13 protein-coding genes are annotated in these 12,698 nt (G+C 38.5%); 12 read left to right on the forward strand and 1 reads right to left on the reverse strand.

What is annotated here, in order from left to right; translation table 11 throughout:
* The first annotated feature begins 61 nt into the window (after positions 1-61).
* The 4 genes from FAR12_RS14965 to rarD all read left to right on the forward strand — a co-directional run bounded on the left by FAR12_RS14965 (position 62) and on the right by rarD (position 4,746).
* Complete coding sequence (locus tag FAR12_RS14965; RefSeq protein ID WP_126409576.1) at positions 62-265, forward strand: alpha/beta-type small acid-soluble spore protein; 204 nt, start codon at positions 62-64, stop codon at positions 263-265.
* A gap of 185 nt (positions 266-450) precedes the next feature.
* Entirely contained in the window at positions 451-2,037 is a 1,587-nt protein-coding gene (gene mbcS / locus FAR12_RS14970) for an acyl-CoA synthetase MbcS (protein WP_126409577.1), read from the forward strand.
* A gap of 76 nt (positions 2,038-2,113) precedes the next feature.
* Positions 2,114-3,703, forward strand: coding sequence for an amidohydrolase (locus tag FAR12_RS14975; RefSeq protein ID WP_126409578.1), 1,590 nt, complete (start codon positions 2,114-2,116; stop codon positions 3,701-3,703).
* 110 nt (positions 3,704-3,813) lie between these two features.
* On the forward strand, positions 3,814-4,746 hold the full coding sequence (gene rarD / locus FAR12_RS14980; protein WP_126409579.1) for an EamA family transporter RarD: 933 nt from the start codon (positions 3,814-3,816) through the stop codon (positions 4,744-4,746).
* A gap of 41 nt (positions 4,747-4,787) precedes the next feature.
* Here the strand turns inward: rarD and FAR12_RS14985 are convergent, their stop codons facing one another.
* Positions 4,788-5,588 (reverse strand): NAD kinase, encoded by an 801-nt coding sequence (locus tag FAR12_RS14985; protein WP_126409580.1) that lies wholly within the window; start codon positions 5,586-5,588, stop codon positions 4,788-4,790.
* Positions 5,589-5,989: 401 nt separating this feature from the next.
* Here FAR12_RS14985 and sppA point away from each other — a divergent pair, with 401 nt between their 5' ends.
* The 8 genes from sppA to FAR12_RS15025 all read left to right on the forward strand — a co-directional run bounded on the left by sppA (position 5,990) and on the right by FAR12_RS15025 (position 12,693).
* Entirely contained in the window at positions 5,990-7,000 is a 1,011-nt protein-coding gene (gene sppA, locus FAR12_RS14990; RefSeq protein ID WP_126409581.1) for a signal peptide peptidase SppA, read from the forward strand.
* Positions 7,001-7,048: 48 nt separating this feature from the next.
* The gene (locus tag FAR12_RS14995) at positions 7,049-7,498 is read left to right on the forward strand and encodes an RDD family protein (RefSeq protein ID WP_246010407.1); all 450 of its coding nucleotides are present in this window, start codon (positions 7,049-7,051) and stop codon (positions 7,496-7,498) included.
* A 117-nt stretch (positions 7,499-7,615) separates the two neighbouring features.
* A complete protein-coding gene (locus FAR12_RS15000; protein ID WP_126409583.1) occupies positions 7,616-8,317 on the forward strand; it encodes a DUF2953 domain-containing protein in 702 nt (233 codons plus the stop codon).
* Positions 8,318-8,331: 14 nt separating this feature from the next.
* A complete protein-coding gene (ytfJ, locus tag FAR12_RS15005; protein WP_126409584.1) occupies positions 8,332-8,835 on the forward strand; it encodes a GerW family sporulation protein in 504 nt (167 codons plus the stop codon).
* Between the two features lie 133 nt (positions 8,836-8,968).
* The gene (gene tpx / locus FAR12_RS15010; RefSeq protein WP_126409585.1) at positions 8,969-9,469 is read left to right on the forward strand and encodes a thiol peroxidase; all 501 of its coding nucleotides are present in this window, start codon (positions 8,969-8,971) and stop codon (positions 9,467-9,469) included.
* Between the two features lie 144 nt (positions 9,470-9,613).
* Positions 9,614-10,597 (forward strand): class I SAM-dependent methyltransferase, encoded by a 984-nt coding sequence (locus tag FAR12_RS15015; RefSeq protein ID WP_126409586.1) that lies wholly within the window; start codon positions 9,614-9,616, stop codon positions 10,595-10,597.
* A 250-nt stretch (positions 10,598-10,847) separates the two neighbouring features.
* The gene (locus FAR12_RS15020; RefSeq protein WP_126409587.1) at positions 10,848-12,035 is read left to right on the forward strand and encodes an acetate kinase; all 1,188 of its coding nucleotides are present in this window, start codon (positions 10,848-10,850) and stop codon (positions 12,033-12,035) included.
* 154 nt (positions 12,036-12,189) lie between these two features.
* Positions 12,190-12,693: a hypothetical protein gene (locus tag FAR12_RS15025; RefSeq protein WP_126409588.1), complete on the forward strand. Its 504-nt coding sequence runs from the start codon at positions 12,190-12,192 to the stop codon at positions 12,691-12,693.
* Positions 12,694-12,698: the final 5 nt, after the last annotated feature.

Raw genomic sequence — 12,698 nt, forward strand, 5'->3', positions numbered from 1 at the left:
TTCAAATTGAATGAAGGTCATACGGATAACACATTCTATATTCACAAGGAGGTGATATCCTATGGCAAACAGCTCAAGCTCAAATCAATTAGTAGTTGCTGGTGCTCAACAAGCTCTTGACCAAATGAAGTATGAGATTGCTTCTGAATTCGGCGTAAGTCTTGGAGCTGACACAACTTCTCGTGCTAACGGTTCAGTTGGGGGAGAAATTACAAAGCGTCTTGTTTCAATGGCTGAATCACAATTAGGTGGAGGCTTCAAATAATACAAATAAATAAAATGGCTACAAGAAGCGGGTTTCGTCCCGCTTCTTTTTTTAAACCCTCTATATTCAGAAAATTAATTATAGAAAATCTATTTAAAAAAATGTAAGATAGTATTACAACTAACTATTATGACTAGATAATAATTGTTTAGCCTACTTAATTCAAAATGAACGGGGGAATCATGATGAAGAGAGAAGACCTTTTAGCACCCAGTAATTATAATCTCGTCTCAGAAATGGAAAAGTTTGCAGAGGATCCAAATCGCCTTGCTCTAAAATGGGAATCGGAAGAAGGGGCTACACAAGAAATAACTTACAAACAGTTGATTGAGAATGCCAATCGAATTGGAAATGTCTTCTTAAATAGTGGTCTAGAAAAAGGGGATGTCGTTTTAATTATAGTCCCGAGATTAATTGAGGCTTACCAAGTGTACATAGCAGCTTTGAAAAGTGGTCTTGTTGTGATTCCGAGCTCTGAGATGCTAAGGACAAAGGATCTCCAATATCGGGTCACACATGGCGATGTGAAAGCGATTATAAGCTATCATCTTTATGTGGATCAAATGAAGGATATTGATGGAGTAGACCAGCTACCAAAATTCGTAGTAGGGGGGCAAGCTCCTGGATGGATTCATTTAGATAAAGAAATGGAACTGGCGTCATCTGAATTAGCACTTGCTAATACCGATAAAGAGGATATGGCGTTTCTTTCTTATACTTCTGGAACGACTGGGAATCCAAAAGGAGTTGTTCACACGCATGGCTGGGCATATGCTCATTTAAGAGCAGCTGCTCCAAACTGGCTTTGCATTGAAGAAGGGGATACGGTTTGGGCAACAGCAGGTCCAGGCTGGCAAAAGTGGATTTGGAGTCCGTTCTTATCTGTGCTTGGTTCGGGAGCAACTGGCTTTGTCTATCATGGAAAATTTGAACCAAATAAATATTTACAGCTCCTTGAAAAATATTCGGTGAATGTCCTTTGTTGTACCCCAACGGAATATCGTTTAATGGCAAAAGTTGAAAATCTAGAAGAATATACATTATCGCATCTCCGCAGTGCTGTATCTGCAGGGGAACCTTTAAACAGAAACGTTATTGATACATTCAAAAAATATTTCAATTTAGAGGTTCGAGATGGCTATGGCCAAACGGAGAATACATTGTTAGTCGGGATCACGAAAGGAATGGAGCTTAAAGCTGGCTCAATGGGCAAACCGATTCCTGGAAATACAGTGGAAATCATCGACGAAACCGGAAAGCCATGTGCTCCTGGTGTAGTGGGCGATATTGCAGTTCATATCGAAACTCCAGCATTATTTAAGCATTATTATAAGGACCCTGAGCGAACATCGATGCAGTTCCGTGGCGACTACTATATTACGGGAGATAGAGCGAAGAAGGATGAAGAAGGCTATTTCTGGTTTGAAGGTCGTGGCGACGACATTATCATTAGCTCTGGCTATACAATCGGACCGTTTGAGGTAGAAGATGCCCTTGTCAAACATCCGTCTGTTAAGGAATGCGCGGTTGTGGCGAGTCCGGACGAAACAAGGGGTAATGTAGTAAAAGCCTTTATCATTTTAAAAGACGGAGTGGACACGGAAAATCCAAATCTTGTTCAAGAATTACAAGACCATGTTAAAAGCTTAACAGCTCCTTACAAGTATCCTCGAAAAATAGAATTTGTCTCAGACTTACCGAAAACGACTTCAGGTAAAATTAGAAGAGTTGAATTAAGACAGAAGGAATTAGAACTAGCTGAGCAGAATTAAAATAGAAAACCTACATGCAGACGAGATTTTTCGTCTGCATTCTTTCTTATTTCGAATACAAAGGAGTAATGCGAAAATGGCTACACTTTGGTATGGCGGTCCTATTTATACACTTCAGGAAGAAGGGCATCTCGTTGAAGCGATAGTAACCGAAGGAGATAAAATCATTGGGCTTGGTTCGATTGAAGAGCTAGGGAACTCTTTTAAAATCACAATCAAACATAACTTAAATGGAAGTACGATGATCCCAGGTTTTGTCGATAGCCATATTCATTTAATTGGTCACGGCGAAAAGTTGGTGCGGCTGGATTTGTCTTCCTATCGCTCTAAGCAGGAAGTTTTACAAGCGGTTAAAGAATACGCAGTGAACTTAGAAGATGGTGAATGGGTTATTGGCGAAGGCTGGAACGAAAATCAATGGGACGAGCCAGCTCCAATTGTCCGAAAAGAGCTTGATGAAATTGTTTCCGATCGTCCTGTCTTGTTAAAAAGGGTATGCCGTCATGCGATGGTGGTCAACTCAGTAGCGTTAAAGACAGCTTCCATTGGTAAGCATACAGAATGTCCTCCTGGAGGAGTGCTTGGAAAGGATAAGGATGGCGAACTGAACGGAATCTTCAAGGAAAATGCTCAAGATTTAATGTTGAATGCTATGCCAAATTCTTCAGAGGAGTATTTAAGAAAAGCATTGCGGACAGCAATAGCAGATGCTCATCAAAAAGGGTTAACAGGAGTACATACGGAGGATCTCGCCTATTATAACGGATTTGAAGATACCTACAATCTTTTTCAACATGTAATTGAAGGAGAAGGGAGTAAGCTTCGGGCTCACTTGCTGGTTAACCATGAAGTCATGAATGATTTCAAATCGTCCGGAGGAGCCTTTTTAAAGGGGAGCAAATGGGTAGAGTTCGGTGCTATCAAGATTTTCACAGATGGTTCATTGGGTGGAAGAACGGCGTTGCTTAGCCATCCTTACGCAGATGACCTGACAACCAATGGAGTCGCGATATTTCCGCAAATTGAACTAAATGAGCTTGTGGCAAGAGCGAGAAGAATGAATATGCCGGTAGCTATCCATGCGATTGGTGATTTGGCATTTGAAATGGCACTTCAGGCAATTGAAGAACATCCGTTAAAAGGAGCGGGAATAGACCGCTTGATTCATGCTCAAATACTAAGATTAGATCTTATTGAGAGGGCAAAAAAGCTTCCAGTGATCTTAGATATCCAGCCGAGCTTTGTTGCCTCTGACTTTCCTTGGGTAATAGAGCGAGTCGGTGAAGACCATATGGAATACTGTTATGCCTGGAAAACCTTAAACGAGCATATCCCTTGTGCAGGTGGTTCAGATGCACCCGTCGAAGATATAGCGCCACTGCTCGGTATTCAGGCAGCTGTTACAAGGACAAATCCTTTTGACTTGGAAAGAAAAAGCTATCTACCAGAAGAAGCACTCTCCGTTTATGATGCGGTTTGCTTATATACGAAAGGAAGTGCAATGGCTTCATGCCATGAGGAAGACCGAGGAATGATAAAAGAAGGCTTTTTAGCAGACTTTACGATTCTTGCTGAAAATATTTTTAACATTGATTCTTATGATATTTCACGCATTCAAGTCGACATGACGGTTATCGGCGGAGAAGTCGTATTCGCAAGGCCTTAGAAATATGCCAAAAAATAGTTTGCCTTTTTCGAGCAAAAGGAATGGAGAAATCAGCCTAGACTCGTTATAATGGATTTATTTCGAGAATAGAAAGAATCGAGGCAAACTAGATGAAAGATAATGAAATTAAATCAGGGGCGATTCAAGCGGGGATCTCTTATGTAATTTGGGGACTTTTACCGATTTATTGGAAGTTCCTTGGTGAAGTTAGTGCCGATGAAATTTTGGCAAGTAGAATTGTGTGGGCATTTGTATTAATGGTCTTATTACTTCTTATCACAAAAAAATGGTCCCCATTCATTACGACTTTAAAAGGGTTGAAGGATAATCAAAAGCGGCTATGGGCATTGGTGATTGCTTCGCTATTAATAAGTGGGAACTGGTTCGTTTATATTTGGGCAGTCAATCATGACCAAATGATTCAGGCTAGCCTTGGCTATTATATTAATCCTTTAGTTAGTGTATTGTTAGGAGTTTTATTCTTAAAAGAAAAGCTTTCTCCTGCTCAATATGTATCGTTTTTCATGGCGATTGTTGGGGTAGTAATCTTGAGTATATCTTATGGTGAGATTCCGTGGATTTCTCTTGCTTTAGCTTTTTCATTTGGCTTCTATGGCTTAGCGAAAAAATTAATTAAGGTAGACTCTTCTATTGGTTTAACCTTGGAAACCATGGTTGTTACGCCAATTGCACTTGCTTATATTATTTTCTTATTTGTGCAAGGAAACCAAGCTTTTCTATCCGTTTCGATTTCGACAGACTTATTGTTAATCGGTTCTGGGTTAGCGACAGCTCTACCACTTTTGTATTTTGCCAAAGGCGCGCAAAAGATTCCGTTGTCGATGCTTGGATTCATCCAATATATTGCGCCAACACTTACTTTAATACTAGGGGTATTTCTTTATAATGAGACGTTCTCAAAGGCTCATCTTCTAGCATTCATATTTATTTGGGGAGCCCTAGCAATTTATTCATTGTCCAAGACAAAGTTATTTGTGAATCTTGGCTTGAAATCGAAAAAAGGCAGCGGGCTTGGAGTATAACGATTAAAAAAATCGAGTGAGCGATTCACTCGATTTTTTATTTATAGAAACGTTCTTTTTACTTTTTCCCAGAAGGAGTTGTCTTTGAGTTTGACCGTCTTGATTTTTTTATCGGTTAATTTCACGCGAATGTTTTCTACATGCTGGATGCTTAGGGCTTCGTTATCCATTCCCATTGTTGGATAGTCGTTTCCATCTTGGACAACTCTAATAACAAGCTCACGTTCCCCACTTAGAATAAAGGGAGAGCCAAGTGTCCGATATTGATTATTGTTGTAAGAGGCTAGTTCACTCACTTGTATGGACGGAAGGAGCGGATCCACGATTGCACCGTGAGCAGATTTATTGTAAGCTGTGCTACCAGTAGGAGTTGAAACGATAATCCCATCTCCTCTGAAGGTTTCAAAAGGTAATTCATCGATATTTATTTCTAATACGATTGCCTTGATGATGGACGAACGGACACTAAATTCACTGAGGCATTGGAATGAAAATTCATTGTCAATCGTCACTTCAATGGTTGGATAGCGTCTTACTTCGATTAGTTCATTAGACACCGCCTCAATAATTTTTCCTTTATCGCCAATATAGAAATCGCAGTAAATGTTAAGCTTTTCTTCTGTAGATATCCCAGCATACAAAACATCTTCACGGAAACCTGTTTTTCTTACAGCTTGCAAGAAAGTACTATCGCTTCCGATACTCACGATAATATTCGCCTTGGTAAAATCTTTTACGATGGTAAATCCATAGATTTCTGCACGTTCATATAAGGGACGAACATGTTCAAGCATTTCAGGATCATTTCTGTGGAATAAGTAGACATTTTTTCGACTAGGCATTAAGGATACCTCCTATTTCTAAAGAAACTTGATAACGCTAACATAGATCTTATATTTATAGTGTATAAATATTTGAAACATTTTTAAAGATAAGCCGTAAATAATTTGTGTCCATTTTAAGGCAGGAATTGCCATTTTAGAGATAGCTCTTTTCTCAACCTTTGTTTATTTTCTTACGAAAAAAACTTGTTGCTATTGAAGCAAAAGTTCAATGAAGTTATCTTTGTTTTCAATGATAACTGGTCGAAAATCACTGAGAAAATAGCCAGTTTTTTTCATAGAAAAAAACATGCAAACTAGATACGATGCACAAGCTGGCTATTTCTACGTTAAAATCGGCATTAGGATTTTAACAACAATTTTCACGAAAAACATGCTTAGAGAAAAAGGAGGACGACTACTTGACTGGAAAACGCTGGGCCGCTTTAGGAATAGCAGCTGTGTTATTATTCTTCTCTATCGCGGTGAATACATTTTCAATATTTGCATTCAGTGATTTAGAAAAATCTTTTGATGAAATGTTTGGTGCTACCGATGAGTTGTTTATGGAAGAAGTGATTGAGGAAGGAGATGCCTTTAATCGGATTGCCGTTTTAGATATAAATGGGACGATCCAAGATACAGGGAATGTGACTTCGTTATTTGCTAGTGAGGGATATAATCACCGTACATTCATGGAGAAACTTGAACAGGTGAAAGAAGACGATACGGTTAAGGCTGTTGTTATACGAGTGAATACACCAGGTGGTGGGGTTGTGGAAAGTGCGGAAATCCATGACAAAATCGTCGAAATCCAAACGGAAGCGAAGAAACCAGTGTATATTTCAATGGGATCGATGGCAGCTTCTGGAGGCTATTATGTTTCTGCACCGGCTCATAAAATTTTCGCTAGTCCTGAAACATTAACCGGTTCTCTTGGCGTTATTATGCAGGGCTATAATTTTGCAGGGCTTGCTGAAAAGTATGGCGTCGAATTTGTCACAATCAAAAGTGGACCATACAAAGACATTATGAGCGCAACAAGAGACATGACTGAGGAAGAAAAAGGAATTCTTCAATCGATGATTTCGAATTCCTATGAAGGCTTTGTGGATGTTATTGCTGAAGGAAGAGATATGACAGAGGAACAAGTAAAGAAAATCGCGGATGGAAGAATTTATGATGGAAGACAGGCAAAAGAACTTGGCTTAATTGATGATTTTGGCTACTTTGAAGATGTTGTTGAGGCAGTGAAGAAGGAGCAAAAAATCTCTGATGCTCAAGTGGTCAGTTACACAGAAAACTTTGGCATTGGTTCGTTCTTAAGCATGGGTGCACAAAAATTTATGGGTGGGGATCAAGAAATTTCGAGCTTAATTAACATACTATCTCAAACCCATTCTCCGCGCCTTATGTATATGTATGCGGAATAAGGAGGGAGCATAATGGAAGATACAACTCAATTTGAGCAGGAAAGAAGTATGGAAGAGACTCATCTGCAACTGAGTCAGCAAGAAAACCTAAAGTTTGCTGGATTTTGGATGAGGTTTTGGGCTTATCTCCTTGATTTAGTTGTGATCGGAAGCATCAATCGTCTCTTGATTAACCCAGCCTTTCGTGCCCTAGACATCGATTTAAATGCATTTAGCATTTTCGCGCCTGTAACGATTGCAACAGCAATTACGTTCTATGCCTACTTTGTTCTTATGACAAAGTACTTTGGTCAAACATTAGGGAAAATGGTATTTGGCTTAAAAGTGGTGCCGTTAAAAGGAAATAAATTATCCTGGGGCACAATCCTATTTAGAGAATGGATTGGTCGCTTTATTTCAACGACCGTATGGATTTCATATGCAATAGTTGCGTTTTTACCGAAAAAACAAGGATTACATGATCTATTTTCGGATACATCGGTGATCCATGAAAGATAAGGGTTGTATGGAGAGTGTTTTTTTTCTTTGGAACAGCCTGAATAAACCTGTCGATGAGACAGGTTTATTTTTTTTGTCCTTCGTCGATAATGATAGGCTGAAAGGTAGTGAATTTAGATGATGTGGGTTGCAATCGCAGTAGTCGCGATAATTTTACTAATCATAGTGGTCTTGATTATGAAACTTAGCGTAATCATTGATTATTACCATGGAAATGATGATGACCATTTGAAGATTACATTGAAGGCATTATTTGGACTCCTTAGATATAAAATCAATATCCCCGTCATCAAAATGGATAAGGACTCCCCTGCCATTGTTGTGAAGGAAAATGTAGAAATGAAAGTGGGGCCACAAGAAAATGAGCAAAAAAAGGGAAAAGAGAAATTCACAGTAGATGAATTGTTAGCTAGTTTGAAGGATATGAAGGTGCTTTTAAAACATGTTGGTGGTTTACATAGAATTATTCGTTCCTTTCTGAAAAAAGTCACAGTCTCTAAAATTGAGTGGAATACGGTTGTTGGAGTAGGAGATGCGGCATATACCGGGATGATAACTGGAGTTATTTGGACGGTAAAAGGAAGTATTATTGGGCTTATTTGTTCAATGATGAGGGTGCCTGAAATTCCACAAATTATGATTACGCCAGATTTTAACAGGCCAATAAGTCAAACCTCATTAAAATGTATGATTCATTTTCGGATCGGGCATGCTATTTTTGCAGGAATTAAACTATTCAAATACTGGAAGGGTGGCATCCCGCAATTTAAGACAAAGCCTCTATCTAGTATATTTGGCAATAAGACTAAATCCGTTTAAAGGGAGGAACCAAAGTGTCTGAGCATCCAATACAAGGCTTAATGACAACTGCAATGGAAAATCTAAAAGAAATGATCGATGTGAACACGATCATTGGCGATCCAGTGGAGACACCTGATGGTAGTGTCATCTTAACCGTGTCGAAAGTGGGTTTCGGCTTTGCGGCTGGAGGAAGTGAATTCATCTTAGATGGTGGTTCCAATAGTGGATCAAGCTCTAAAGATGGCAACAATCAGTCCAAGCACCCTTTTGGTGGTGGTAGTGGTGGCGGTGTTTCCATCACGCCAATCGCCTTTCTCATCGTTAATTCTAAAGAAGTAAAAATGGTTCATTTAGATGAAAGTACCCATCTATATGAAAAAATTCTAGACTTAGCACCGCAAGCTGTTGAAAAGATTCAACAAATGCTATCTAGTAAAAATGCTCAAAATCAAAACAGCCAAAGCAATGGCCAACAGAAGCAAAATCAGTATCAGAACCCAGAATATGGTGGAGCGAAAGAGGAACTTGATATGTAGCTCATCGAAGGTTAGCTCTCTTTATCTCGAGGGCTAACTTTTTTGTGGAGAAAAAAGATTTAATATTTGCAATATAAGTGTTGAATGGTTATGATTTACACTGTACATATGATGTTAAGGAGGATGAGCTGAGATGGCATCAGTAACTTTTAAAGGAAACCCTGTAACCCTAGTTGGAACAGAAGTGAAGGTTGGCGACAAAGCACCAAACTTCACAGTTTTAGCAAATGATTTATCTCCAGTAACACTTGAGGATACAAAAGGTCAAGTACGTCTAATAAGCGTCGTACCTTCTATCGACACAGGAGTATGTGACGCTCAAACTCGTCGTTTTAACGAAGAAGCAGCGAAGCTTGATAACGTGAAGGTATTAACTGTAAGTGTTGACTTACCGTTTGCACAAAAACGTTGGTGTGCAGCAGCTGGCATTGAAAATGTTCAGACTGTATCCGATCATCGCGATTTATCATTTGGAGAAGCATACGGAGTTGTCATGCAAGAGTTAAGATTATTAGCTCGTTCCGTATTTGTTGTAGATTCTACTGATACAGTTACATATGTAGAGTATGTAGGTGAAGGTACAGATCATCCAAATTACGAAGCAGCTCTTGAAGCAGCAAAAGCAGCGAAATAAGAACGGACAAGGCCTTGGGATTATTCCCTGGGTCTTTCTTCTTTTATGCTTCCCTTTCTCTAATTCCCTCTAATCGATTCACTCCACTTGTACAAGGTGAATAATCCCGCTAGAATATAAAAATAGAATGAGGAGGAATGTGTAGTGAAGATATCTCCAGTTGAAGATTTATTTTCAGTGATTAATGATACAGCAATAATTTTACAAGAGGAATTATCCATTACGTTTCTAGAAGCTTTGGCAGAAACAGGAGAAAATATATTTCAAAATTCCATCCTTCAAGAGGACTTGAGTGAATTAACGGAGAAAAGGTTGAAAAAAAGCTATGAGTCCCTTCAGCTTAACTCGCATACTGCTGAAGAAATTCGCAAATCCTTTCAATTAGCCATCTTAAAAGGCATGAAGGAAAGTGCTCAACCTAACCACCAAATGACTCCAGATGCGGTCGGATTACTCGTAGGTTACTTAGTGAATAAATTTGTCACGAAGTCTACCTATCGTTTGTTTGACCCAGCTGTAGGTACGGGAAATCTATTAACAACTGTGATGAATCAACAGCTAGAAAAAGAAATTGATGGTATGGGAATCGATATCGATGATTTGTTGATTAAACTGGCGTATGTCAACGCGAATTTACAACAGCACCCAGTCGAGTTATTTAATCAAGATAGTCTTGAGCCATTGTTTATTGAGCTTGCAGATGCGGTAGTAAGTGACCTTCCCGTTGGATTTTATCCGAATGATGTTCGCGCGAATGATTTTCAGCTTAAATCTGAAAAAGGTCACTCCTATGCCCACCATTTGTTTATTGAACAAAGTTTAAACTATACAAAACCCGGTGGTTATTTATTCTTTATTATTCCGAATGGACTTTTTGAAAGTGAAGAAGCACCGAAGCTTCATCAATATTTAAAAGAAACAGCTTATATTCAAGGGATTTTACAGCTTCCATTGTCAATGTTCCGCCAGCAAAATGCGGCCAAGAGTATCTTGATTTTGCAAAAAAAGGGCGAGGATGTAAAAGCTCCTAAGCAGGTGTTACTCGTTAATCTACCTAGTCTTTCAAATGGAGTACAAGTCGAAAGTATTCTTAGTAAAATTGATGTCTGGATGGCTGAGAATAAATAGTCTCTTAAATAATTCCGCTACGTCAAAGTAGCGGTTTTTTAATCCTTAAGATTGTGATATTCTGAACATGTCTTTAAAAATCAGAAAATAATTACTTTGCGCTGAAAACGGTAACAAAATGTCCTTTGTCTTGAATTGTCGATATGACAGTGATTAAATGAGAAATTGAGAGATAGAAATTGCCTTACTTGAACAAAATAAGTAAGGATTATCAATACATATTTTCAGTTAGTCTAAAGGAGCGGAAATCATGGCAAAAGTAATTGCAATTAATGCAGGAAGTTCATCTTTGAAATTCCAATTATTTGAAATGCCTTCTGAAGATGTTATTACAAAAGGCTTGATCGAAAGAATTGGCTTAAAGGATTCAATTTTCACTATTTCTGTGAACGGGGAAAAGAAAACAGAAACTACTGATATTCCGAATCATAGCGTAGCAGTTAAAATGCTACTTGATAAATTAACTACTGAAGGAATCATCAAATCCTTAGATGAAATCGAAGGTATTGGTCATCGTGTGGTTCACGGTGGAGAAGAATTCGCAGATTCTGTTTTAATTACAGAAGATGTTTTACAAAAGATTGAAGCTCTATCTGAATTAGCACCACTTCATAATCCAGCTAACTTAACAGGGATTAAAGCGTTCCAGGAAGTACTTCCAAACGTTCCGGCGGTAGCTGTGTTTGATACTGCGTTCCATCAAACAATGCCAGCGAACTCTTACTTATATAGCTTGCCATATGAATATTATGAGAAGTACGGAATTCGTAAGTATGGTTTCCACGGAACTTCACATAAATATGTATCCCAACGTGCAGCGGAAATGCTTGGTCGTCCATTAGAGCAGCTGCGTTTACTTTCTTGTCACCTAGGAAACGGTGCAAGTATCGCTGCCATCCAAGGCGGAAAATCAATTGACACATCTATGGGCTTCACGCCACTTGCAGGTGTGACAATGGGAACTCGTTCTGGAAATATTGACCCAGCGTTAATTCCTTATATCATGGAAAAAACAAATAAAACGGCTGATGAAGTTTTAGATGTATTGAATAAGGAAAGTGGTATGCTTGCGATTTCTGGATTCTCAAGTGATTTAAGAGATATTACGCAAGAAGCCGAAAAAGGAAATGAGCGTGCTGAACTAGCATTACAAGTATTCGGAGACCGTATCCATAAATACATCGGTTCTTATGCAGCGCGCATGTACGGAGTAGATGCGATTATCTTCACAGCTGGTATCGGTGAAAATAGCTCAGCTATTCGTGAAAGAGTTCTTAGAGGTTTAGAATTCATGGGTGTTTATTTTGACCCAGCATTAAACGAAGTGCATGGAGAAGAAGCGTTTATCAGCTTCCCACATTCTCCTGTAAAAGTATTAGTCATTCCAACAAACGAAGAAGTAATGATTGCTCGTGACGTTGTGAGATTGGCTCATTAATCATTTTATTAAGCAATCTTTTCCTTGCTATGGATTAGCAGGGGAAAGATTGCTTTTTTGTTTTTAAGAAAATATTTGCAATAAAGGTATCATTTGTTATAATTAGTGTAAAATTACACTTTTTATTAAAAAAAGAGGGGAGAAATAAAAGAGTATGAAAGTATATAATGTTATTTTTCCAATTTGGATGCTGCTGTTTTTTCCACCAGTCATTTTTATTGCCTTAGCAGGAAATTTTGTAATTGATTCATTAGTGATTATCGTTTGCTTCTTTTTGTTTAAGCTAACCAATCAAGGTCTTGGCCTTAAAACGTTCTATAAAAAAAGCATACTAAAAGTGTGGCTGTTCGGATTTTTGGCTGATATTATCGGTGCAGTATTTTTGTTCTTGGTTTTGATTGTTGGGAGTGGCCTAGGACTTCCTTATGAGATCGAAGCAGGAATCGCCTATGATCCCTTTAGTTCTTCAATGGCTGTAGTTATCATCATTATTTCTATGGTAATCACGTCTTTTTTTATCTTTTTATTTAATTATCATTTCACCTTTAGATCACTAATTGTAGAAAAAGCATTGAGGGTAAAAGTTGCACTTACCATTGTGATCATTACAACACCATGGACTTTTTTATTACCCACGAAGTGGTTCTATCACTACTGAAAGAT

The organism is Bacillus yapensis, assembly GCF_005280205.1.
In the GTDB taxonomy this organism is placed as follows: Bacteria; Bacillota; Bacilli; order Bacillales; family Cytobacillaceae; genus Robertmurraya; species Robertmurraya yapensis.

What these genes read in the sequence shown, in the direction of transcription:
- FAR12_RS14965 (WP_126409576.1), top strand. Translation starts at nt 62, where the DNA reads ATGGCAAACAGCTCAAGCTCAAATCAATTAGTAGTTGCTGGTGCTCAA.
- mbcS (WP_126409577.1), top strand. Translation starts at nt 451, where the DNA reads ATGAAGAGAGAAGACCTTTTAGCACCCAGTAATTATAATCTCGTCTCA.
- FAR12_RS14975 (WP_126409578.1), top strand. Translation starts at nt 2,114, where the DNA reads ATGGCTACACTTTGGTATGGCGGTCCTATTTATACACTTCAGGAAGAA.
- rarD (WP_126409579.1), top strand. Translation starts at nt 3,814, where the DNA reads ATGAAAGATAATGAAATTAAATCAGGGGCGATTCAAGCGGGGATCTCT.
- FAR12_RS14985 (WP_126409580.1), bottom strand. Translation starts at nt 5,588, where the DNA reads ATGCCTAGTCGAAAAAATGTCTACTTATTCCACAGAAATGATCCTGAA.
- FAR12_RS14995 (WP_246010407.1), top strand. Translation starts at nt 7,049, where the DNA reads ATGGAAGAGACTCATCTGCAACTGAGTCAGCAAGAAAACCTAAAGTTT.
- FAR12_RS15000 (WP_126409583.1), top strand. Translation starts at nt 7,616, where the DNA reads ATGATGTGGGTTGCAATCGCAGTAGTCGCGATAATTTTACTAATCATA.
- tpx (WP_126409585.1), top strand. Translation starts at nt 8,969, where the DNA reads ATGGCATCAGTAACTTTTAAAGGAAACCCTGTAACCCTAGTTGGAACA.
- FAR12_RS15020 (WP_126409587.1), top strand. Translation starts at nt 10,848, where the DNA reads ATGGCAAAAGTAATTGCAATTAATGCAGGAAGTTCATCTTTGAAATTC.
- FAR12_RS15025 (WP_126409588.1), top strand. Translation starts at nt 12,190, where the DNA reads ATGAAAGTATATAATGTTATTTTTCCAATTTGGATGCTGCTGTTTTTT.